Source organism: Longimicrobiales bacterium (genome assembly GCA_035764935.1).
Lineage (GTDB): Bacteria > Gemmatimonadota > Gemmatimonadetes > Longimicrobiales > RSA9 > DASTYK01.
Genome location: DASTYK010000188.1, coordinates 1 through 24,345, shown reverse-complemented (window position 1 = coordinate 24,345; position 24,345 = coordinate 1). Strand labels below are relative to the sequence as shown.

At 67.5% G+C, this 24,345-nt stretch carries 15 protein-coding genes; 2 read left to right on the top strand and 13 right to left on the bottom strand.

Translation table 11 applies throughout. The features are described from left to right. Nucleotides 1-87: 87 nt before the first annotated feature. The 8 genes from VFU06_16830 to VFU06_16795 all read right to left on the bottom strand — a co-directional run bounded on the left by VFU06_16830 (nt 88) and on the right by VFU06_16795 (nt 15,572). Nucleotides 88-1,713 carry a hypothetical protein gene (locus VFU06_16830; GenBank protein ID HEU5211064.1) on the bottom strand — a complete coding sequence of 542 codons (1,626 nt, stop codon included), beginning with the start codon at nt 1,711-1,713 and terminating at the stop codon, nt 88-90. Nucleotides 1,714-1,726: 13 nt separating this feature from the next. Next, complete coding sequence (locus VFU06_16825; GenBank protein ID HEU5211063.1) at nt 1,727-4,954, bottom strand: SusC/RagA family TonB-linked outer membrane protein; 3,228 nt, start codon at nt 4,952-4,954, stop codon at nt 1,727-1,729. 419 nt (nt 4,955-5,373) lie between these two features. Next, nucleotides 5,374-6,618 carry a tyrosine--tRNA ligase gene (gene tyrS / locus VFU06_16820; GenBank protein HEU5211062.1) on the bottom strand — a complete coding sequence of 415 codons (1,245 nt, stop codon included), beginning with the start codon at nt 6,616-6,618 and terminating at the stop codon, nt 5,374-5,376. 10 nt (nt 6,619-6,628) lie between these two features. Then, on the bottom strand, nt 6,629-7,552 hold the full coding sequence (locus VFU06_16815) for a BadF/BadG/BcrA/BcrD ATPase family protein (GenBank protein HEU5211061.1): 924 nt from the start codon (nt 7,550-7,552) through the stop codon (nt 6,629-6,631). After that, nucleotides 7,542-9,026, bottom strand: a complete 1,485-nt coding sequence (locus VFU06_16810) for a sodium:solute symporter (GenBank protein ID HEU5211060.1) — start codon at nt 9,024-9,026, stop codon at nt 7,542-7,544. Before VFU06_16810 ends, VFU06_16815 begins: the two co-directional genes overlap by 11 nt. 3 nt (nt 9,027-9,029) lie before the next feature. Then, nucleotides 9,030-10,808 (bottom strand): sodium:solute symporter family protein, encoded by a 1,779-nt coding sequence (locus VFU06_16805; protein ID HEU5211059.1) that lies wholly within the window; start codon nt 10,806-10,808, stop codon nt 9,030-9,032. A 19-nt stretch (nt 10,809-10,827) separates the two neighbouring features. Further along, complete coding sequence (locus tag VFU06_16800; GenBank protein HEU5211058.1) at nt 10,828-13,776, bottom strand: glycoside hydrolase family 3 N-terminal domain-containing protein; 2,949 nt, start codon at nt 13,774-13,776, stop codon at nt 10,828-10,830. Further along, nucleotides 13,776-15,572, bottom strand: coding sequence for a glycoside hydrolase family 3 N-terminal domain-containing protein (locus VFU06_16795; protein HEU5211057.1), 1,797 nt, complete (start codon nt 15,570-15,572; stop codon nt 13,776-13,778). Before VFU06_16795 ends, VFU06_16800 begins: the two co-directional genes overlap by 1 nt. 81 nt (nt 15,573-15,653) lie before the next feature. Here VFU06_16795 and VFU06_16790 point away from each other — a divergent pair, with 81 nt between their 5' ends. After that, nucleotides 15,654-16,919 (top strand): DUF1343 domain-containing protein, encoded by a 1,266-nt coding sequence (locus VFU06_16790; protein HEU5211056.1) that lies wholly within the window; start codon nt 15,654-15,656, stop codon nt 16,917-16,919. Between the two features lie 2 nt (nt 16,920-16,921). Next, nucleotides 16,922-19,132 (top strand): serine hydrolase, encoded by a 2,211-nt coding sequence (locus VFU06_16785; GenBank protein HEU5211055.1) that lies wholly within the window; start codon nt 16,922-16,924, stop codon nt 19,130-19,132. A 130-nt stretch (nt 19,133-19,262) separates the two neighbouring features. On the opposite strand, the gene VFU06_16780 is transcribed toward VFU06_16785, so the two are convergent. The 5 genes from VFU06_16780 to VFU06_16760 all read right to left on the bottom strand — a co-directional run. Then, nucleotides 19,263-20,414 carry an AI-2E family transporter gene (locus VFU06_16780; protein HEU5211054.1) on the bottom strand — a complete coding sequence of 384 codons (1,152 nt, stop codon included), beginning with the start codon at nt 20,412-20,414 and terminating at the stop codon, nt 19,263-19,265. 113 nt (nt 20,415-20,527) lie between these two features. Further along, a complete protein-coding gene (locus VFU06_16775) occupies nt 20,528-21,310 on the bottom strand; it encodes a PspA/IM30 family protein (protein ID HEU5211053.1) in 783 nt (260 codons plus the stop codon). 5 nt (nt 21,311-21,315) lie between these two features. Then, a complete protein-coding gene (locus VFU06_16770) occupies nt 21,316-21,723 on the bottom strand; it encodes a hypothetical protein (protein HEU5211052.1) in 408 nt (135 codons plus the stop codon). A gap of 180 nt (nt 21,724-21,903) precedes the next feature. After that, nucleotides 21,904-23,190, bottom strand: a complete 1,287-nt coding sequence (locus VFU06_16765) for a RagB/SusD family nutrient uptake outer membrane protein (protein ID HEU5211051.1) — start codon at nt 23,188-23,190, stop codon at nt 21,904-21,906. 63 nt (nt 23,191-23,253) lie between these two features. Next, nucleotides 23,254-24,345 (bottom strand): TonB-dependent receptor (locus tag VFU06_16760; protein HEU5211050.1); only part of this gene is annotated, 1,092 nt, incomplete at its 5' end.

The following is a 24,345-nucleotide window of genomic DNA, read 5'->3' as shown; positions in this document are numbered from 1 at the left end:
CCCTGGTTGCCCCGGGCCGGACGCAGGTCACGAGAACCGCTGTTACGAGTGAGGGGGCGCCGAAGCGCCCCCTCGACTCGTTTCTGCCTATGCTCCTTCGTGCGGCCAGTCGTAGTTGCTTCCCGGTGAACCCATCTCCCCACCGAGCCCGCCGTAGGAGTTGCACTCCGGCAGCGAAAGCACCTGGACTTCCTTGCACGGGACGGGGAACTGCAAGGGCGTACCGATCCACAGATCACCCCACCCGCGGCTGTCGAAGTACCACGGCGCGCCGAGCAGGCCCTCGAAGACGACTTCGAGTCGCTTCTCCCACTTGAGCATCTCGAACAGATCGCCGCAGGTCTCATCCGGCAGGCGTGGCACACAGCTCGTATTCGTGCCCGCCGCGTCGGTCGCGTTAAGGCCGGCAGCAACGCGCGTCACGTTGATGAGGTCGGCCGCCGCCTGCAGCTGACCCTGCCGGTAGAGTCCCTCCGCCTCCAGCAGACGCATCTCGTTGTAGTCGATCTCGTTGTGTGTGAAATCCGACCACGCGTTGTACAGATCGTGCCGGTAGTCCTTGTAATAGGACCAGCGCCAGGTGCCACGATCCGGGCGGGCATGCACATTGGCAATGTTCGTCGGCGTCTTGAAGTAGATGCCAGAGCTGTCCTGCTGCTCCTCCAGCGTGGTACCCTGCGGGAAGCGCAGGTCGGGCGTGATAATGAGAACGGGATCACCGTTCGGCAGATTCACGTCCTTTGCAGAGAGCGGCAGGTCCAGCCACGCCTGGTAATTGCCGGACTGGTCAGCCATGCCGTAGATGAAATACGGTGACTGGGACCAGCCGCTGGACGTGCCGTAGTCCAGCATCTCCTGGTACCAGCCGTTGTTCGCATCCATGTCCATCGAGAAATCTTCGGTGATTCCGGCCCGGACGTCGGCAATCACGGCCGTCCAGTCCACTGCAGCGCGTTCCTCGGGTGTACGGGCAACTGCCGCCCGGTAGCGAGCCTTGAAGGAATGCGAGATCAGCGCCAGGTCTTCTGACGTCAGCCCTGCAGCCTGCAGCCAGCTCGTCGGAATCTCGAACTCGTTGGCCTCGGCAAGCGCGATCGCTTGATCGAAGTAGCCCAGAGCTGCGTCGAGCATTTCCTGGTAGCTCACCGCAGGCAGAGGGATCGGGAAGCCCTGCTCGTCGAATACCGCGACCGTCTCATCGACGATGAAGCCGTTGTCGAAGAGGATGGCCAGCGTTGCGTGCGCATTGGCGAGAACGAACTTGCCGAACGCCTGCGCACGCACGATCTCGGTCGCTGACAGTTCTTCTGCGATCGCCGGGTCCTCCAGGGAGCGCAGCCCCTCCGAGGCACCCGCGATCGCGCGGTAGGACTGATACCAGGCCGACGTAAGGTGCAGGTACTCGGGATGTGCCGGGTCATTGGCCGTGGCCTGGCGGGGGATACGGCCATAGAACTCCATACCTCCGTTCGCCCACGGCGCCGTGTGCTGGAACGAGGCATTGCTGAGGAACAGCCCCGGTCCATCGTAGGAGTAGTTACCAGTGAACCAGGAGTTATAGCTGCTGGAGATCAGCGACACGACGTCGCCAGCGCTCGAGAGCGCACGCTCCTGGTTCGCGTCGTTCGGGTTCGCCACGTCCAGGTCGGCGCAGGCTGCAGTTCCTGCCAGGAGCAGCGCACCGACGGCAAGCTTCCGGTGAAGATGTCTCATCAGTATCGGCTCCTTAGAAGACCACGTCGATGGCTGCGGTGAACGTGCGGAAGTTCGGGTACTGGAAGCCCTCCACGCGCGCGAGCGCGGCAGAGCCCGTCTCGCCACCACCCTTGCCGACTTCCGGATCGAACCCGCGGTAGTCCGTCCATGTGTAGAGGTTGCGGCCGGTCAGGCTGATCCCGATCGAGTTGAAGCGGCTCAGGCCTGGAACGCCGCTCAGCATATCGCTCGAGAAGCGGTAGCTGACCGATACCTCGCGCAGCTTCGTGAACGTCGCGTCCTCCACGAACAGGTTGCTCGGCTGGAGTCCGCTCACCCCGTACATCGCGTCGTAGTAGCCGATCGGCTTCTGCTGCGCCTCCGGCACGCCGGTCTGGTCCATGATGCCCGAGTAGCGCTTGAAGGTGCCCCACTGCAGCGGCTGGTTGTAGACATCGAAGCCGTGCGAGTGTCCGAGCAGGGCGTACAGGCCGATGCCCTTGAAACTGAAGTTGGTGGAAAGCGCCGCGTTCCAGTCCGGCATGCTGTTGCCGACGGGGCAGAACAGCGTGCGCTGACCCGTCGAGCGGTCCGTGCACTCACCGGCGAACGGCGTACCCCACTTGACCCTGGCGTTGCGGATCGTCACGTCCGAGTCCGTGCCCCACTGCGGGTCGTCGAGCCCGCTGGCACCAACCCACACCAGCAAACCATCGTCGTTCACGGCGAAGCCGTCGCAGCTCATGCCGGTCGGCAGGTCCGCGCAGCTCGTCGCATAGTGCGTTCCGTAGAACGTGCCGATCTCCTCGCCGGGCCGCGCGTAGAACACCGAGCCCAGTCCCTGGCCACCGACGCCATACTGGAAAACGGGCACGTTCAGCTCGGTGATGTCCGAGCGGGTGCGGTCGAACAGCAGCTTCGCCGACCAGTTCACGTTGTCACGGTTCAGCAGGCGCGCATCGAGCGTGACTTCCCACGTCTTGCTTTGAATGGTGCCAGCGTTCTGCCACTGTGTCTGGTAGCCTGTGTACGCCGCCAGCGGCACGGGCAGGATCAGGTCCTCGGTGCTGGCGTTGGCGTATGTCAGGCCAAGGCCGATCCGGTTGTCGAAGAAGCTGGCATCGATGCCGGCCTCGTGCTCCGTCGTATGCTCCGGCTTGAGCAGCGTGTTACCCAGAGTCACCGGACGTACGAAGCCACCGGAGACGCTGAACGTCTCGTACTGCGCCTCGAAGTTCGGACGGCCACCGGCGGTACCGAGCGAGTAGCGCAGCTTGAACTCGTCAATGCCGGGAATGGAGAACCAGGGCTCCTGCGACAGGCGCCAGGCACCCGCCACACGGTAGTACCACTGCCGACGCTCGTCCTCGCCGAACAGTGAGCTGCCGTCGTTGCGGACCAGGCCGTCGATCACGTACTTGTCGAAAATGTCGAAGTTCGTGATGACGAAATAGCCGTCGGCGCGGATCGTGTTCTCGTAGGATCCGCTGCTGAGCGTAGACTGGTCCAGGTTGTCCAGCGTCGGCACATCGCGAACCGCGAACTGCGATCCTCCCGATTCGACCTGGCTCCGGTCCTGCGCCTCATAGAGGTAGCGCAGCTGGGTTCGGTTCGTGATCCCATCCGTGAGATTCAGTCGGAAGGTACCCGTCAGGCTCGCGTTGATCGCATCATCGCGCCGGCGGAACTCCCAGAGGTTGCCCTCGTTCAGCGAGGCCGACGAGTTGATCGTGCGGTAGCCCTTCGGATAGTAGTCGCGCTGATCGAGATCACGCCGGTCGTAGCTCGCATTGGCATCGATGTCGAACCAGGAGATCGGGCTGAATCGCGCGTTCAGCGACCCCAGGAAACGACTGTGCCCCTCCGAGTACTTGCGGTTGAACATCTGGTACAGCGGATTCGGGCTCTCGTTGTTCGTCGGGTCGACGAGCAGCACGATCTCTCCCGGCGCATCGGGATCCTCCGACATCAGATCCACACCCGCCGGCATGCGGGTCAGGTCGAAGAGCGGGTTGCCCTGCGACTCGGGGAACTGGCCCTGGTCCGACGTGCTGTAGAACGCGCTCGCCTGGACCTGCAGCTGCTCCATCACCGCCTGGTCCACGTTCACGCGCAGGTTCGTGCGATCGAACCCCTCCATGCCCGGCATGACGCCTTCGTCCTGAAGGTTGCTCACCGAGACGTGGAAGTTGGTGGCACCCGTCCGCCCCTCCGCGGACAGGTAATGCTGCATGAAATTGCCCTCTTCGAAGAAACGGTCGACCTGGTTGTAGGTCGTGCCCGGCCAAGGCACCGCCTGCACCGTGTTCCACGCAGTGCGCGCCTGACCCGGCGCCGCCCACTGGCCCGCCAGCCGCGGTGACGTGCACGCGAGCCAGTCGCATGGCTGGCCGTTGCTGCTGTTCACGAACTGGCCGTTGGTGACCTCATACTGGTGAGAGCGCGTGAGCAGCTGGTCGGGAATGCTGGCCAGCGCGGAGCGGCCGAACTCACTTCGAACCGTGTAGCGCACGTCGTTGTCCATCATGTTGCGACCGCGCTTGGTGCGGATCTGCACGACGCCGTTCGCCGCACGCGACCCGTACATCGACGCCGCCGCAGCACCCTTGACCACCTCCACGCTCTCGATGTCCAGGGCCGACATGTCAACCAGGCTCGAGCCCAGGATCACGCCGTCCACGATGTACAGCGGCTCCTGGTCGCGACCGCTCGCATTCAGCGACGTCGGGCCGCGCAGCAGGATCGAGGGCGCCGAGCCCGGTCGGCCGCTGCCCTGCACGACCGTCACACCCGACACTTTGCCCTGCAGCGAGCTCGCCGGGTTCGGTGTCGGCACCGGCAGGTCCTCGAAGTTGACCTGCGCGACCTCGAACGGGAGCTTGGTGCGCTGCGTCGCTCCCGCGACACCCGTCACCACGATCTCGCTCATCGCGATCGCCTCGGACTCCATCCGCAGGTTCACTGTGGTCCCCTGTCCCGCCGTGACGGTCACCGTCTGCGTCACCGTTCCGTAGCCGATCAGGTCGGCCCGCACCGTCTGCTGCCCCGCAGGGACCTGCAGAATCAGGTACCGGCCGTTGGCCTGCGTCAGCGTACCCAGCCCCGTCCCCTCGATGCTGACCTGGACGCCGGCGAGCGGCTCCCCGGTCCCCGCACTGGTGACCGTTCCCGTGACGGACCCGGTCTGCTGCGCCGCTGCCGGCAATGCCGTCAGCAGCCCTGCAGCCAGGCAGGTGAGTGCGCTTCTGAGCGAAATCACACAACCCTCCTTGGTGAGGTGTATGCCGCCGCCACGCAATACAGTGCGTGCCCCACCGATCCGAACGAACGTTCGATGGAAGGCACGTCCATGTGCGCGGCAACGACTCAGTTACGGCCGACGCGGTCGGCCGAAGCTGCTGATGCTGGGTGCTGCTGGTGCGACTGGAACGCCTGGTACTGACTACCGATGTTGCGGCTGGCGGATGGCTCTGGTCAGGGGATTCGACCCCGGTTGCGCGCCGGTGAGCCCTCGCCGCCTACGGTTCATCCCAAGCTGAGAGTGACACGGCCAAGCTAAACCGCGACTTCGCGACGCGAAAGAGGGTTGTTGAGGGGATTCGGGGCACTGGCGGACAGATCCCAGGGCGCCTGCCGGGTTGGCTCCCGACGCCGCTCCTCTGTCCAGCCGATTCTGGCTCACGCCTGAAAATGCACTCTGACGAAGTGGCGCTTCCCCCGCTGCAGCACCGCCGAAGCGCCGGCGGCCGCCGCGACCCTGCCGTTGCGGTCACTGGTCTTTGCGCCATCGACACTTACGGCGCCCTGCCCGATCAGCCGAATCGCCTCGCTGTTGGAGCCGGCGAGGCCCGCGGCCACCAGCAGGCCGGGGAGCCAGGCACTTCCGTCCTGCACGCGCAGGCTGGGCTCCGTCAGCCGGAGTGTCACCTCGGGCATTTCGTCGGGCGCTGCGTGCTCACGGAACAGTCGGTCGAAGTGCGCCTCGGCAGCGTCGGCGGCCGCCTCATCGTGATAGAGGGACACGATGCGTCGGCCGAGGGCACGCTTGGCCCGGTACGGGTTCGATGCCGCGTCCGAGAGCGCCTGCTCCAGCTCCCTGCCCTGCCATGCACCGGCCAGGCGGATCCATTCCTCCAGCAATGAGTCCGGCACGGACATGGTCTTGCCGAACATCTCCTGGGCCGGCTCGCTGATGCCGATGTAGTTGCCGTACGACTTGGACATCTTCTGCTCGCCGTCGGTGCCGCGCAGGAGGGGCATGATCAGGCAGACCTGCGGCTCCTGGCCATATCGCTCCTGTACGGTGCGCCCGACGAGCAGGTTGAACTTCTGGTCGGTCCCGCCGAGCTCGACGTCGGCCTGGAGCGCGACGGAGTCGTACGCCTGCATGAGCGGGTAGAGGAACTCCATGACAGAGATCGCGCGTCCCTCGGCATAGCGCTTCGCGAAGTCGTCGCGCTCGAGCATCCGTGCGACCGTGTACGTCGCGGTCAGCTCGAGGATTGCGGCGAGATCGAGCGGTGCGAGCCAGCGCGAGTTGTACTCGATGCGCACGCGCGAAACGTCCAGGATCTGTCCGGCCTGCGCGGCGTACGTCTTCGCGTTGTCGTCGATCTCCTCGGGCGAAAGGCGCGGTCGCGTTTCACTGCGGCCCGTCGGGTCACCGACGCGCGCGGTGTAGTCGCCGACGACGAAGATGACGTCGTGTCCGAGCTCCTGGAACGTCCGCAGCTTGCGCATCGACACGGCGTGGCCGATGTGCAGGTCGGGGCGAGTCGGATCGAAGCCCTGCTTCACGCGGAGCGGGCGTCCGTCGCGTGCGCTGCGCTCGAGCTTGCGGGCGAGGTCTTCCTCGGGGACGAGCTCCACCGCGTCGCGGCGAATCTCGTCCATCTGTTCGTTGACGGGTGCGAAGCGATTCATGGCGCGGATACTACGCGCCGAGCGGAACACGCGCGAGGCGGGTGGCGCCGCGCGCGGCGTCGATCGTCCGCTCGTGCAGGCGGTACTCGAGTCCGGTTTGCTCCAGTGCAGCGCAGATCGCGGCCCGCAACGGTCCGCCCGGCCGAGCGAGGCCTCCTGCCAGTGCCAGCTCGGGTGCCGTCTTCCACGGCGCCAGCCGCTCGTGCAGCACCACGACATGCTCGGCCAGGGCATGCGCCGCGTCGTCGCGCAGAGCGACGGCGGCCTCGTCACCGGCATCCGCCTGGCGCAGCACCAGCGGCGCGAGCGCCGCGACCTGCTCCTTGCCGGCGCGTGCAGCCCACTCGATCAGTGCCTGCGGCCGGTCGAGGCCGAGCTCCGCGATGATCGCCTCGTGCAGGTCGGTCGACGGACCCCGGCCATCCGCAGCGCGCGCTGCCGAGCGCAGTGCGCCGAGACCCAGGCCGTAGCCGCTCCCCTCGTCGCCGAGCAGCGCGCCCCAGCCGCCACACCGGATGAGCCGGCCGTCCTCGGCCCGGCCCCATGCGATCGAGCCGGTCCCCGCGATCAGCAGGATCCCGGGCTCCTCGCCGAACGCGTCGGCCAGTGCAGCCTCCGCGTCCGTGGTGATCGTCACGTGACGTGCGACCTGCTCGCGGACCAGCTCGGCGCGCACGATCTCGCGCAGCTCGGCACGACCGGCTCCCGCGAGGGCACAGCAGAGCGCGTGCACCGGCGCGAACGTGTCAGCGGCAGCGATGGCGCTGCGCGCAAGCACCGCGAGCCGTCCGACGCAGGCCGACGGATCGGCGGGGTTCACGATGCCGGGGCCACCCTCGAGTCGGGCCCGCTCGTTTCCATCCTCGTCGATGACGACGGCGGTGGTGTGGGTCGCGCCGCCGTCGATGCCGACGATGAACCGCTCACCCCTCATGCGATGAAGCTCCTGCATGGATCGTGTCAGGCCGTCGGGCTGCACTGATGCCACCGACGACGAGCACGATGATCGAGCCGAGCAGCGAGAACCAGAGCGGATCGACCAGCCGGGGGATCAGCTCGAACTGCTGCGCCGCCCAGAGCAGGAACAGCAGCGCGATGGCGACGCTGATGCCGAGAATCGCGTCGCGCTCGCCCGCACGCTTCGAGAGCACGGCGAGCAGGAAGCCGCCCAGCAGGCCGCCATACGTGAAGGATGCGATCTGCAGCGCGATCACCACGATTGGCGTGCCCTGCTGCACGAGCTGGAACAGGAGCGCGCCGCCGATGAGGATCGCGGCCCAGAGCAGGGTGAAGCGCTTGCCCATGCGCATCAGGTGCTCCTCGTCGCGGTTGCCCGTGAGCGGCGCATAGATGTCATGCGTGGTCGCGGACGCAAGCGAATTCAGCGACGAGGACACCGTGGACATCATGGCAGCGAGGATGCCGGCGACGATCAGGCCGGACAGGCCGGGCGGCAGGCCTTCCACGATGAACAGCGGGAAGATCTCGTCTGGCGTGCCGAACTCGCGACCGCCGTAGTAGGCGAACAGTCCGACGCCGACGAACAGGAACAGCGCGAACTGCAGGACCACGAGCACACCACTGCCGACGACCGCCTTCTGCGCGTCCCGCAGGTTCTTCGACGCGAGCAGCCGCTGCACGATGATGTGGTCGACACCGTGCGACGCCATGGAAAGGAAGGCGCCGCCGACGAGCCCGGTCAGCAGCCAGCGCGCGCTCGCGAACCCGCCCTCGAGATGGATGATGCGGAACTTGTCCGCGGCCATGCCGGCGTCCACGATCCCGCCGATTCCGCCAGGGACCAGGCCTGCCAGCACGACCAGTGCGGCCACGCCGCCGAGCACGTACAGGAACATCTGCACGACGTCCACCCAGACCACCGCCTTGAGCCCGCCGTGGTACGTATAGATGACCGTGAAGATGCCGGCGATGATGATGGACTGCGTGTAGCTCATGCCGGTCACGAGCTGGATCGGAATCGCCGCTGCAAACACGCGGATGCTGTCAGCGAATGCCCGCGTCACCATGAAGATGATCGAGGTGAAGCGGCGCGTGCGTGCGCCGAAGCGGTCACCGAGCAGGGCGTACGCAGTCTCGAGCTGCCCCTTGAAGTAGCGCGGCAACAGCACGGTGGCCACCAGGATACGTCCGACCAGGTAGCCGAGCACGAGCTGCAGGAACCAGAAGTCGCTCGTATAGGACGTGGCGGGTGCCGAGATGAACGTGAGCGCGCTGGTCTCGGTCGCGACGACGGAAAAGCAGATCGCCCACCAGGGGATCCCGTGCCCCGCCAGGAAGTAGTCGCGGGCGCCCGTCTGGCGGCGGCCGAGCCAGGTGCCGAGAGCCGTGACGCCCAGGATGTAGGCGACGAGGACAACGATGTCGAGTGTCGTGAATGCCGGATGCATCGATCAGCCGACCCTGCTGGTGTGGACTTCCGCGGGCTCGCGCGCGATTCCCGACTCTCGGAGCGAGCGGCTGATCCACCAGAAGCAGAGTCCTGCGAGGCCGAGCCAGAGGAGCGCCGGGACGTAGGAGCCGAAGAGCAGCCGGCCAGAGCCGAACAACGTCGCGTAGACGCTCACGACGCCCGCAATCCAGTTCACCCAGCTCAGTGCGCCGCCGGCGATCGGCTCGTCGCCATGGCCGAGCCGCTGCGCGACGTGGCGCCAGCCTGCGCCGCCTGGCCGCACGCGCTCATAGAACGCGTCCAGTGTCTCGTCCGGGGTCGGCGGCGTGAGCAGCGTGACCGCGACCCACACGATCGTCGTGACGACCGTGGTCGTCAGCATCAGGTACGCGCCCTCCAGGACGTCGGTCGGGTCGAAGACGCCGAACACGGTGAGCACGATGAACGTGACGAGTGCGGCGCCCATCGCCGAGATCTCGCTCCACGCGCTGATGCGCCACCAGTACCAGCGGAGGATGTAGACGAGCCCGGTGCCCGCGCCGATCGCGATGATGATGCGCCAGGCGCCTTCGATGGAGCCGGCGCGGTGCAGCCAGTACGTGACCAGCGCCGAGAGCAGGAAGATGACGGCCGTGGCGAGCCGCGAGAAGCGCACGACCTTCCTGTCCGGCGCGTCCGGCTCGACGAAACGCAGGTACAGGTCGTTGATCAGGTACGACGCGCCCCAGTTGAGCTGCGTCGCGATGGTCGACATGTATGCGGCAGCGAATGCCGCGACCATGAGTCCCTTGAGGCCCGTCGGCAGCAGGTCCACGACGCTCCGCAGGTACGCCGTCGCCGGCTCTTCCCCCGGATACAGCAGCACGACTGCGAGCGCGGTGAGGATCCACGGCCACGGCCGCAGCGCGAAGTGCGCGACGTTGAACCAGAGCGTCGCAAGCACGCCGTCGCGCTCCGTGCGCGAGCTGAAGATGCGCTGCGCGACGTAGCCGCCGCCGCCCGGCTCCGACCCTGGGTACGAGGTCGCCCACCACTGCACGCCGAGGTAGGCGAGGAACGCAGTGATCGGCATCCAGGCGGAGTCGCGCTGCGGCAGGATCGAAAGGGCCGCTTCCGCGGAGCCGTAGTGCTCCGGCAGGCGCGCGACGAGTCCGTCGATGCCGCCGACCGCGTTGACCGCGAAGATCGCGAGCGCAATGGAGCCCGCCATGGCGATGAAGAACTGCACGAAGTCGGTGACGACCACGCCCCACAACCCTGCGAGCGCGGAGTACAGCATCGTCACGACGAACATGAGGATGAACGCCGGCACCGGGTCGATGCCGATCACGACCTCGAGGATCTTGAGCATCGCGAGGTTGACCCAGCCGATGATGATCAGGTTGATCGGCAGGGCCATGTAGAGCGCGCGGAAGGCGCGCAGGATCGCCGCGGGCTTGCCGCTGTAGCGGATCTCGGTGAACTCGACGTCGGTGAGCACGCCGGCGCGGCGCCACAGGTGCGCGTAGAAGAACACCGTGAGCATGCCGCTCATCACCATGTTCCACCACAGCCAGTTCCCCGCGACGCCGTTGCTGCCGACCATGCCGGCCACGGCCAGCGGCGTATCCGCAGCGAACGTCGTGGCGACCATGGACGTTCCGGCGAGCCACCATGGCAGCGAGCGGCCGGAGACGAAGAACTCGGAGACGTTCTTTCCTGCGCGCCGCGTGTAGGCGAGGCCGATGGCGGCGGACACGAGGAAGTACGCCGCGACGATCATCCAGTCGAGCGGTTGCACATTCGCTCCGTAAAGAGGGTCAACGCATTCTGCGGGGAGGGACGGGCATGTCGACGATCGCACGCTGCACCGCGTCGGCGAGCTGGCGGCGCAGCGCGTTGTGGCGCTGGTTGTGGCGTGACGGGTTCACCCGGTTGGTCAGCAGGATGACGAACACGTCGCGCTCACGGTCGATCCACATGCTCGTGCCGGTGAAGCCGGTGTGACCGAAGGACGACCAGGAGAAGTACTCGCCGGCGGAGATCGTCTCGCCGGGTGTGTCCCAGCCGAGTCCGCGCGTGCTCTGCGCGCCGAAGCGGCGCGTGAAGCGATCGACCGTCGCCGGATCGATGTAGCGGCGGCCGTCGTACCAGCCGCCGTTCAGCAGCATCTGCGCGAAGATGGCGAGGTCGCGTGCAGTCGAGAACAGGCCCGCATGACCGGCGACACCGCCAAGGCCGCGTGCGTTCTCGTCGTGCACCATGCCGTGGATGAAGCCGTCGGCCGTGCTGCCGGTCCGCTCGGTCGGCGCGATGCGGCCGAGCATCGTCATCGCGTCATCGGCTGCACCGCTGCGGATGTCCCAGCCCAGTGGATTGAAGCCGGTATCGATCATTCCCAGCGGCTCGAAAAGCCGCTGCTCGACGAACTCGTCCAGCGGTGCGCCCGCGATCTCCTCGACGATCATCGCGAGCAGGATGAAGCCGAGGTCGCTGTAGACCGTGCGCTCGCCCGGTGTCGAGTTCAGCCGCAGTCCGGCGATGTTCTCGCGGTAATCTGCGCGACCGCGCCCCTCGTTGTGCAGCGGCGCCCAGGCGGGCAGCCCCGAGTCGTGCAGCAGCAGGTTGCGCACGGTGACGGACCGGCGTTCCGGTCGGTTGCTCCATTCGGGCAGGTAGCGCGAGATCGGGGCGTCCAGGTCGAGGCGTCCCTCGTCGACAAGCATCATCACGGCGGCCGTCGTCGCAACGACCTTGGTGAGCGATGCCAGGTCGTAGATCGTGCCGTCCGTGACGTTGCGGAAGCCGTCGCGCCAGTCGAGCCGCCCGTAGCCGCGCAGCTTGACCAGCCTTCCGTGCCTCCCGATCGCGACGGCGGCGCCGGGTGCGGCGCCGTTCAGGATCGCGAACTCGACCAGCCGGTCGATGCGTTCCAGTGCGGCGGCGTCCATGCCGACCTCTTCCGGCGCAGCACTCCGCAGCGAGTAGTTGCGCGCCGCGCGCTCCAGCCCGGTGCCGCGCGGTGCTCCGTCGATCGACACGGGCAGCCGTCCATCGATCGGTGCAATGCCGGCCAGGGCGCGCGCGGCCGCTCGCTCCGCAATCGGCGAGCGCGGCTGCCACGCGAGCAGCAGCGCGTCCGAGCCCAGCCGCGCGGGCGCGTACGGATCGCCGAAGCCGACGACGATCAGCGGCCGTCCCGTCGCGCGCAGCCGCCCGGCGATCTGCTCCGCACGCTCCGGCAGCCGGAGATGTCCCTGTCCCGAGATCGGCATGAGGAAGGGCGCGAAAATGATTGCGTCCGCGGTGGCGGCGCGCTGCACCGCCTCGTCGAACGCGCGCGCGTCGCGCTGCTCGTCCAGCCGCACGAACTCGACACCGTCGCCGTAGATCTCGCGCAGCTCTGCGGCAAACGCACGGCCTGCGGTCAGGTCCTCGGGCGCACTGAACGCGACCACCGCCAGCCGGCTCACCATCCGCGGATCCACCGGGATGCGCCCATCGGGATCGCGTGCCAGCGTGATCGAGCGCTCCGCGATGCGCTCGGCCGCACGGAGGTGCGCCGCCGAACCGACGGTGGTGTTCACGCGCGCCGGCTCCACGTAGCGCGAACGGTGCAGATCGAGCCGCGCCTTCGCCTGCAGGATCCGACGGACCGCGGCGTCGATGCGCGCCTGGGGCACGCGTCCGCTGCGCACCGCCTCCACGACCGCAGCATGTGCGCGCTCCGGATCGGGAGGTGTCAGCAGCACGTCGACCCCGGCTTCGACCGCCCGCACGGCCAGCTCGCCGGGATTCATGCCCGGCAGTGTAGCGAGCGCCCCCATGCTCATCGCGTCCGTCACGATGATGCCGTCGAACTCGAGCCGGTCGCGCAGGTATGCGATCGCATCCGGCGACAGTGTGGCGGGGAGTTCCGGCTCGCCGGCAAGAGCGGGCACCGCGATGTGACCCATCATCACTGCGGAGGTTCCCGCCGCGATCGCGTCACGGAAAGGCGCGAGCTCGCGGGACACGAGCGTGGCGTGATCGACGCTGAGCCGCGGCAGCGACACGTGCGAGTCGGTGCTCGTTTCGCCGTGGCCGGGGAAGTGTTTGACCGCCGTCAGTCCGCCCGCACGCGTTGCACCGCGCACGAATGCAGCGACGAACGCACCCGCCTCGGTCGGGTCGCTGCCGAAGCTGCGGATGTTGACGATCGGGTTGTCTGCGTGCGTGTTCAGGTCGGCAACGGGCGCGAACAGCCAGTGGATCCCGACGGCGCGCGCTTCCGTGGCCGTGATGCGGCCGATGGTGTCGGCCAGGGCGGGCTCACCGGTCGCAGCAACACCCATGGCAAAGGGGAATGCCGTGCCGCCGTCCCCCTCGATGGTGTACGGCAGGTAGACCGGGCGCCACAGCCGCATGGCGGAGCCCCACTCCAGGTCCGCCCCCACGAGAAGCGGCAGAGTCGCGCGCGACTGCAGCGCGTTCACCTTGACCGCCGTTTCGGTCGGCGAGCCGAGGCCGACGATGATGCCGCCAATGCCGAGCTCGCTCACCAGCGACTCGGCACGAACGAACTCCGGCGATTCGACGTTCGTGAAATCGCCGGTGACGCGCGTCACGATGAGCTGCGCGACCTTCTCTTCCAGCGTGAGCTGGGCGAGCGTCTGCTCCACCCACACCGTCGGGTCCGCCGGGTCGGCGGCAACCGGCGATGCCGGCGCAGGCGGCGCGGATGCGCAGCCCGCAGCGGCCAGGGCGAGAAGGGCGGCGCTCCGCTTCATCACTGCGTGCTCACGCTCGTGCGCTGAAGCCCGTGGCCGATCGGATACTGCGGCGGCAGCGGTATGGGCAGGCGCCCGGTGATCTCCGTCTGCCCCAGCAGTGCCCGCGCGGCCGCGCGCTGCGGCGCGTCCCAGCCACCCCATGCGAGCACGTAGCCCTGCACGCCCGGGAGCTGGCTCAGCAGGTACGGGTTCCCGAACGACGTCACGACCACCGGCGTCGTCGTGCTGATGGCGTTCACGGCATTCGCGACCTCCGGCGGCAGTGCCAGCCCGCCCTTGTACGCAGCGACCGAGATGAACGGGGCGAACACGACGATATCGAAGCTGTCCGCACGCGCCTGCAGCGCGGCAATGTCCGCGGCGCTGCTGCGCCGGTCGAGCTGCGCGGTCCGGACCTGGTCGTTGCCGGCGAACAGCTCACGCTGGAAGATGCGGCCCGCCATCGGATCGTAGTCGTCGCTGTACACGACGCTCAGCACGCGCCCGCGCAGCGGCACCAGGCTGCCCTCGTCGCGCACGAGCGTGATCGAGCGGTCAGCCGCGGCCTGTGCGATGTCCACGTGCTCGTCGATTGCCAGCACGTTGTCGAGCCGGTCGAGGTCGACCATCCGCTCGTGGTGCAGTCCGAGCTGTGCCTTGGCCTCGAGCACGCGCCGAACGGATGCATCGAGCTGCGCCATGGGCAGCCGCCCCGCTTCGACCGCGCGCACGACGGAGTCGATCACACGCTCGACGTCGTCGGGCATGACCTGCAGCAGCATGTCGGCACCCGCGGCCAGCGCGAGCACCGGTGCATCGTCCGCGGAGAACTCCCGGACGATCGCACCCATGTCGAGCGCGTCCGTGAAGATCAGCCCGTCGAAGCCGAACTCCTCACGCAGCAGCCCGCGCAGCAGCTTCGGGTTCAGCGTCGCCGGGATGCTGTCGCCGGTGAGTGCGGGAAACGCGATGTGGGCACTCATGAATGCACCGACACCGGCGTCGATGGCCGCTCGGAACGGTACCAGCTCCACCTGCTCGGCCCGCGCGCGGTCCACGCTGATCATGAGCGGCTCGATGTGCGAGTCGCGCCCCGTGTCGCCGTGTCCCGGGAAGTGCTTCACCGTCGCGATCATCCCGTTGTCCTGCAGCCCCTCGACGTGCGCCACGCCGAAGCGCGCGACCAGCTGCGGGTCGGCCCCGTAGCTGCGCACGTTGATGATCGGATTGTTCGGATTGTTGTTGACGTCGACGACGGGGGCGAACGCGATGTGCACACCCGCGGCACGCGCCTCGAGCGCCGTGATCCGGCCGAGCTCCCGTGCGAAGCGCTCCTCGCCCGTCGCGCCGATACCCATCAGCGGCGGGAAGCGCGTCGCCGACCCCGTCTCGATGCCGTACGGCAGCACCGTGCCGCCCCGCAGGATCTGGCCGGGGCCGTGCTCCATGTCGGCGGAAACGAGCAGCGGAACATCCGAGATGCGCTGCAGCACGTTCAGCTTCGCGGCGATCTCGTAGGGTGGGCCGATCGAGACGATCACGCCGCCGATCTTCTGGTCCGTCACCCAGCTCCGGGCCCGCGCGAAGCGCCGACTGTCCTCCGCCATGTAGTCGCCGGAGATGCGCGGCATGACGAGCTGCCCTACTTTCTCACGCAGGCTCATCCCCGCCAGCGTGGTCTGTACCCAGTCGTCCGCGGACATCGGCTCCTCCGCGACGGGCGGCGCGCCCGCCGGTCCTTCCGGCACGGCAGGTGGTGCGGACGCGCAGGCCGCGAGACTCAGAACAGCGAGAACACGGAGGCTGGCTTGCATCGAAATCTCCAGCTCGGAAGGCGCGATCCCGCCCAGCGGCGGGCTGCGGCTGTAGTGAACAGACGGGGATCCGCATATCGTATGAATCGGGCGCGCCGCTGGCAATACGGCGTGGCCCTGCTCACCGCGATCCTCGGCTGCACCACGGCCGCCGACGACGACCTGCCCGCAGATCGGTCCTCCGCCCCCCAGGCAAACGCGCGCCCCGGCATCGACCGCCTGATCGCCGAAGGGGTCGGCCCGCTGGCCGGACTCCGCGTGGGGCTGATCACCAATCACACCGGAACGACCGCCGACGGCAGCCGCAGCACGATCGACGTGCTGCACGAGCACCCCGACCTGGAGCTCGTGTCGCTTTTCAGCCCGGAGCACGGCATCCGCGGAGCGGCCGAAGCCGGCGAGCACGTGGCGAGCGGCCGCGACGAGCGTACCGGCCTGCCGATCCATTCCCTCTACGGTGAGACACGCGCACCGACCGAAGCGATGCTCGAGGGGCTGGACGCGCTCGTGTTCGACATCCAGGACATCGGCACCCGGTACTACACCTACGTCTGGACGATGGCGCACGCGCTCGAGGCTGCGGCGGAGCACGACAAGCTGTTCGTCGTCCTCGATCGCCCCAACCCGATCGGCGGCGACGCCGTGCAGGGCAATGTGCTGGACCCGGCGTTCGCCTCCTTCGTCGGGCTGTACCCCGTCCCGATGCGCCATGGCATGACGGTCGGCGAGCTGGCGCAGTACATCAACGCCGTCCACGAGATCGGTGCTCGCCTGCACGTGGTCCTCGTCATGGACTGGCAACGCTCGCAGTGGCTCGACCAGACGGCCATGGTCTGGCACCCCCCATCGCCGAACATGCCGACGCTGGAGAGCGCCGCACACTACCCGGGCACCTGCCTGTTCGAGGGCACCAACGTATCCGTCGGTCGTGGCACCGACGCGGCATTCCAGCAGATCGGTGCGCCCTGGCTCGACGCGACAGGCGTGATCGAGCGGCTGCGTGCGCTCGGCCTTCCGGGCGTGGAACTCGAGGCCGTGACCTTCACACCACGGAATCCGGGCGACGGCAAGTACGCGGACACGGACGTCAATGGGATTCGCTACACGGTGACGGACCGCGCCACGTACGACCCCGCACGCACCGCGATCGCGACGCTGGTCGCGATCCGTGCGCTCCATGGGGACACGCTCGAGTTCCGCGTCGCGCACTTCGACCGTCTGTCCGGTACCGACCGGATCCGCCAGGGCATCCTCGCCGGCCAGTCTGCCGACGAGATCACCGCGAGCTGGGACGAGCAACTCGCCGCATTCGTGGAGCGGCGCACACCTCACCTGATCTACGAGTAGGCATGCATCCGAAGATGATCACGGGTCGAACCGTCCTCCTCGCACTCGTACTGGCCGGCTGCACGCAGGCGACGTCCGGACCCGCACGCACCGCGCCCGACGCCCGTACGGCGCAGGATGGCGCTCCTGCCGCAGCGCCCGCAGAAGCGACGGCCGCACTCGAACGTGCACTGCGCGAGCGGATCGCACGCGAGCGCGCCGAGGTGGCCGTGTCGTTCGTCGACCTGGAAACCGGGCGTCGTGTTTCCATCGATGGCGACGTCGTGATGCACGCTGCCAGCACCATGAAGGTGCCGGTACTGCTCGAAGCACTGCGTCGCAATGACGAGGGCACGCTGCGTCTCGACGAGCGGATCCCGGTCACCAACGAGTTCCGGAGCATCGCGGACGGCAGCACGTATTCCCTGTCCGCCGACGACGACAGCGACAGCGAGCTGTACGGGCGGATCGGCCAGCCAGCCACGGTGCGTGAGCTGCTCGAGCGGATGATCACGCGCTCGTCCAACCTCGCGACCAACATCATGCTCGAGCGATTCCCGGCCGACGACGTGCGCGCCACGCTCGCGCGCATCGATGCGCAGGGGATGAACGTGCTGCGTGGCGTCGAGGACATCCCCGCATTTGAGCGGGGCATGAACAACACCACGACTGCCGACGCGTTCGCCCGCGTACTCGAAGCGCTGGCACGCTGCCGGCTGCTGACCGCCGCCTCCTGCGAAACGGGGATCGAGATCCTCGCCCAGCAGGAGTTCGACGACATGATCCCGGCGGGTGTGCCGGAGGGCACGCGCGTCGCGAACAAGACGGGCTGGATCACGCGCATCCAGCACGACGGCGCGATCGTCTACCCGCCCGGGCGCGCACCCTACGTGCTCGTGGTGCTGACCCGCGGCTTCGACGACACCGACGCCGGCGACCGCCTGGGTGCCGACCTCTCGCGCATCGTGTGGCAGCACGTCACGTCGGATGCATTCGCGCTGCCATCCGATACTCGGGACGCCACGGTCGACTCGCTGATCGCGCTGCACGAGTCCGTGCTCGTCCCCGAGGTCGGCTACCGGCGTGTGCCGCACGAGCACTACTGGCGCACCCTGGCTCCCTGGCTCGGCGGAACGGTGCGGCAGGAGGAGGTCGGCCGCTCTGCGGAAGGGCGACCGCTGTACCTGCTGCGCTTCGGCAGCGGGCCGCGCACGGTGCTGCTCTGGTCGCAGATGCACGGCGACGAATCGACAGCGACGATGGCGCTCGCCGACGTCGTCCGCCTGCTGGACAAGCACGGCCCGCGCACACGGCTCTGGGCCGACTCGCTCACGATCCTGATGATCCCGATGCTGAACCCGGACGGCGCGTCACGCTTCCGCCGGCACAACATGTACGGGATCGACATCAACCGGGACGCGCGCCGGCTGTCCACGCCCGAGGCGCGCACGCTGAAGGCGGTGCATACCCGCTTCCAGCCCGGCTTCGGCTTCAACCTGCACGACCAGAACCCGCGCACTCGGGTCGGAAACGCGGAGCGAACTGCCGCGATCGCACTGCTCGCACCCGCCGCAGACGAGCCCGGCACCGACCCCGAAGTCGCGACGCGCGCCAAGCACCTCGCGGCCACGCTGCGCGACGCCGCGGAAGCGGTGGTGCCCGGACACGTGACGCGCTACGACGACAGCTACAATCCGCGCGCGTTCGGCGACCTCGTGCAGCAGTGGGGCACGAGCACGGTGCTGATCGAGAGCGGCGGCTGGTACGACGACCCCGAGAAGCAGGTCCTGCGGCGCACCAACTTCGTGCTGCTGACCCGCGCGTTCGACGCGATCGCAACCGGCAGCTACCTGGATACTCCGGTCGAGCGCTACACGCTGCTGCCGGAGAACGGCCGCGCGCTGCGCGACCTGGTGATCCGCAACGCTACAGTCGTCATCCCGGGCCTGCAGCCCTACCGTGCCGACCTCGCCGTCGACGTCGGCGACGGCCCGCTCGCACGTGACCAGGGCAGCATCAGCGAGATCGGCGACCTCGAGGGCGTCCTCGCCCGCGACGACTTCGATGCCGAGGGCCTGTTCGTGCACCCGCTGCCGGACGCGCTCGACCAGCGCGACGGCCGCAATGCACTCAGGCCAGGGGCGACAGCAGCGTTCGTCGTGCGGGCGGGTGCATCGCCGGACTCGAAGCTCGTTGCGCTGTTCAAAGATGGACGGCTGATCCGGCTGCCCTAGATCAAGGATCCCTTCGGTTCACACAGAGGCACGGCGGACACAGAGGTCACTGAGGGGCATGTTGTTCATGCTCACGCCTCCGTGTCCTCCGTGTCCGCTGTGACCTCTGTGTGAAAACCGGGAGAACGATCTACCCCTCGAGGAGAGCCGGCACGGACTGCTCCATACCGGCAGGATGCACGAGCACGGAGCCCTCTCCCGGTAGCCGCAGCTCGATGGGGCGGTCGCGGACGGCGCGGCGGAAGCCCTTCCCTTCCAGGACGCGGTGCACGTACACGCGCCGTGCGATCACCATCACCACGCACAGCACCGGCACGGCTACGAGCAGCCCGACCAGGTGCAGCAGGTGCGCCATCACCAGCACGGACAGGATCGAGAGGACGGGCGGGAGGTGGACCTGCCGCTCCATGATCATGGGCGCGACGATGTTGCTCTCGATCAGGTGCACCACCACGCCGAGCAGTGCGACGAGCAGCGCGTGCACCGGCCCGGTGCTGCCGAGGACGAACATGGCCGGGAGGATCGTGGAGACGAGGGTGCCGAAGAACGGCACGATCGCGACGACGGCGGTGAACACGCCGAAGGCGAGGGCGTACGGGACGCGCAGCAGCACGAGCCCGATCCAGGTGAGCGCGCCGAGGACGAGCATGGCGAGGATCTGCCCCACGATCCAGGCGCGCAGTGTACGGGAAAGGTCGCCCAGGATGTCGCGGACCAGCTCCCGGTGGACGGGCGGGAACAGCAGGATGAAGCCCTCGCGATACAGGGACGGCCGCAACGCGAAGTAGATGCCCATGACGAGCACGCTGATCAGCTCGATCAGGAAGCCGGCCCCGCTGAACACGTACGGCAGCAGCTCACGGAAGTAGCCGCTCACCTCGCCGATGATGTTGGAGACGTAGCTCTCACCCTCCTCCAGCTCGCCGAGCATCTGACCGAAGAACGGCTGGTCCCGGGAAAGCTCGATCAGCTCGCGCTCCCACCCCTGCATCAGCGATGGCAGCGTCTGCAGGATCGCCTGCGTCTGGATCAGCAGCGGCGGGATGATGAGATAGCCGACCCCGAAGACGCCCACCCCGGTCAGCAGCAGGGCGAGCAGGAGGCCCGCCGGGCGCGGCATGTGCAGCCGCCGCTGCAGCGCGTCCGTGATCGCGCTCAGGTAAAGGGAGAACAGGATCGCGATGAAGAGGAGGAGCAGGATCTCTGCGATGCTGTAGAGGAACAGCAGGAGCAGGACGGTGAAGACCGTCGCGATCAGCATTCCGTAGGGACGGCCCTTCATTGCGTGTCCTCGAATCGCCTCGTGCAGTTTGTTCGTCGTGTCGGGCGGCTGCCGTGCAACAGGCGGGCCCGCAAAGAAAAGCGGCCGGCTGTCACCAGCCGGCCGCAGCGCATCTACGCCTCTTCGTCGATCTCGGCGTCCTTGACGACGTCCTGGGTACCGCCGTTCCCTGCCCGGTCGTCGCCCGGCTGCAGGGCGGCGCGCTCGGCCGACCCGGGTCCGAGCATGCCCATCCGCTCCTTGAGCTGGAGCAGCCGGTACTCGACCGCCTCGCTGGCCGGCTTGAGCTTCTGGAACTCGGCCTCGAGAATGTCGCCGCGCAGCGACTCGCTAACCTCCGCGGCGGCGAGAGCACGGCGCTCCGTCTCCTCGATCTTCTCCGCCATGCGGTCGAACGTCTCGAAGGCCGATCGATCGCTGAGGCCCGCCATGGTCTCGTGGATGCGCTTCTGCGCCTGCGCCCGCTTCTGCTTCGCGACCAGCAGGTTCTTCTTGCGCTTGGCTTCCTCGATCTTGTCGTTGAGCTGGCGCAGCGAGTCCTTCAGCCGCTCCGTCTCGTCGTACTGCCGGCGCCACGTCTCCTCGAGCGAGACCGCCCGCTCCGTGTGCTCCTGCTGCCGGAGCAGCGCCTGCTTGGCCAGGTCGTCGCGCCCCTCGCGCACCGCCAGGACCGCGCGGTGCTCCCAGTCACCCGCCAGCTTCTGCTCGTCGTCGAGCTGGGCGCGCAGCTTTCGCTCGTCCGCGATCGCGACCGCCACTTCCTGCTTGGCCTTCGCGAGCTGCTCGCGCATGTCGATCAGAACCTGGTTCAGCATCTTTTCCGGGTTCTCGGCACGCGCGATCGCATCATTGATGTTCGAGCGAAGCAGCGTCGACAGCTTCTGCCAGATGCTCATCGTGTTCACCCTTCCTGCGCAGCAGGGACGAGACCGGTCAGGTCCGACATGTGGCTCGAAGCCGCAAGGACAAGGCTCTCGTACGAGCTGCGCAGCTCGCTGAAGTCGAGATCCTCGAGCTCCAGTGCATCCGACAGGATGACCTCCTGCGCCTCGATGCCATAGCTACCGTGAAGGATGTCGCCCGCGTTGAGCTCGAGCAGTCGCCGGTAGAATCCGGCCAGGCGGGTGTGATCCGAATCGGCCGGTAGGTCCATGACCTTCAGGCGCAGCACCACCAGTGGGGGGGCGTAGTCCACGACGACAGGAGTTGCCCCCTCCGCCGGACGAATCACCCACATCGATTCCTCGACTTCCTCGAAGTCGACGTCCATGCGGATGAGGTAGCTTTCAATGTCTTCGCGCGTGGTCATCTTCGCTCCTCGTAAATGCCCACAGGCATTTCGTCCGCCTGTGCAGTCCGTCCGTCATCGTACGGCGGGCTGCGTCCCCCGGTTTCTGTCTCCGAATCTGCCACAGCACCGTTGTCCGACACAAGCCAAAGGGCGGGCGCCCGAAGGCGCCCGCCCCTGACGACAACCGGAACTGCCCGATCAGATGTTCGGGTTGTTCCGGATCTCCACGTCCGGCAGCGGGAAGCAGCGTGCGTCACCGTACACCTGCCCCTTGCGGTGCGGCGTGCCGGCGGCCGGGAACTGCGGGAGGTTGAACCGCTCCACGTCCTCGGCCCGATGTCCCTCGAGGAACAGGACCGCGCGACGCTCCTCGATCACGTGATCCAGGATCTGCGCATCCGTCATTCCGCTGAAGTCCACGGGCGGCAAGCCCGCGTCCGCATGGAAGTCGTTGATGATGGCTTCCGCCGTGGCACCACCCTCGAACTCCGCGATGATGAGCTGTGCCTCGTCGTAGCTCGCGATCCGGAGGGGATCACTCAGCGACGTGTACTTCTCCTGGTAGAACATGGGCGTCGTCTGATCAGGACCCAGGCCGATCGAGTCGGAGACCGCGACACGTGGGTCATCGGCGCCGAAGTGGTCGTAGTGGTGGTAGAGCCAGCCAACGGACAGGCCCTGCCCACCGAGCGGCTGTGGGCCGTTGGAGGCGAAGATGCGGTTCTGCCGGACCGAGAAGTCCGTTGCCGTCTCCGCATCGTAGCGGAATCCCGGATCGACCTGTTCGGCCGCCGCTACCGCCGCGGCCCCGTTGTTCAGTCCGCGATACGCGCGAGCCTGCCCGACGAGTGCCAGGTTGACGAGATCGTCGCGACCCGCGGCTGCTGCGGCCGTCTCGGCTTCTTCGAACCGGGCGACCGCGATCGTGAACAGATCGGCCGGCGTCTTCTCCGTAGACAGGTCGATCGCAGCCGAGCAGAAGCCCTCGGCCAGCAGCAGGTACGAGTAGCCGTTGTACGCCGCGGCCTCCGCGATCAGCTCGTCGCGGTCGTGGCCCAGCGCGGCCAGCTCGGCGTCCGTCCACCCACGGAGTGCATCCAGGATGTTCTCCGATGAGAAGCGTGCCGTCGACAGCGGCGTGTAGACGCCGAGCGCCGTGCATCCGAACGTCGCGTACTGCGACTCCTTGGACGGTGCGTCGAAGAGCCGGCGATCCACGTCCCAGCGGGCGGCCGTGGACGTCGCGTCGATCAGCTCACCGGCGAGCACGCCCGTGAGTGCGACGTAGGCACCGTACGCACACTCGAAGTCCGCGATTGCCCCGTTGACAAGGAGCCGTGCGTTCTGAGGCGTGGTCAGGCCGTCCGCGGGCACCTGGTCCACGGGATCGACGTCGAGCAGTTCATCGAGATCGCACGCGGTCAGCCCCATGGTCAGGGCAAGACCGAGCGCTGCTGCCTTCGGGAAACCCCGCAGTCGATGCATTGCGGTCATCCTCGTCGTCAAGGTTCGCTGTTCTATGTTGGTCAGTTCGCTCATGCCCCCTCCTCAGAACGTCACGTTGAGGGTAGCGACGAACTGCTTGAGCTGCGGCAGCGTGTTCTGCTCCCAGAGCGCATGGCCACCGCGGTTGCCGCCGTTGAAGGCGGACTCCGGCTCCAGACCGGGGAATTTCGTCCAGGTCGCCAAGTTCCGGCCTGCCAGCGTGATGCTCAGGTCGCTCGCACCGATCCGCGCCGCATACTGGCTCGGGACCATGTACGAAATCGACACCTCGCGCAGCTTCGCGAAATCTGCCGGCTTGATCATGCCGCTCTCGTACGCGCTCCGGATCTCCGCGATCGTCGTCGCGGCGAACTCCTGCGGATAGAAGTTCTCCCGGCACATGATGAACAACACGCAGCGAACGCGGAAGTTGCCGTCCAGCTTGTGGAAGCCGGTCTTGAAGTCCATCTGGCCGAAAAGGCGCACACGCTCGAACAGCGTGAGCGTCGTATTGAAGCCGCCCTCGAACTCCGGGACCTGCCGGCCGAGGTAGACGTTCGGCGCACTGCTGCATGCAACCGTACCACCCTCACCGTTGTCGCAGAGGGCCTCCGTGATCGCGCCCGTGCCGTCCATCTGCGCACTCACGACCTTGCGACCATACCAAGAGGCGACGGGAGTCCCGATCTGGTGGCGCATGAACGTGCCCGCACTGATGAAGTTCTCGTCCGTGACGTCGCCGAGACTCTTCACCTCGTTGCTGTTCGTGGCCAGGTTGAGGGACATCTCCAGCGAGTGCCGGTCCGTACGCCACGGCTCGCCGCGCAGCAGCACCTCGAAGCCGCTGTTCGCGATCTCACCGGCGTTCACGTACTGCGTGCCGGAGAAGCCGGTGGACGGCGCGATCTCGCGCAGCAGGATCGCGTCGGTTGTGCGCTGGTTGTAGTACGTCGCTTCGATGCCGAGACGGTCGTCGAACAGCGCGGCGTCGAAGCCGAACTCGATCTCCTTGCCGCGCTCCGGACCGAGGTCAGGGTTGCCGAGGTTGCGAGGCGTGACGGTACCACTTCCGCCCGGTCCCGGCGCCGGGTCGAACGTGCGCAGCGCGACGAACGCATCGGGCTGCTGGCCGGACTCGCCGTAGGCCGCACGCAG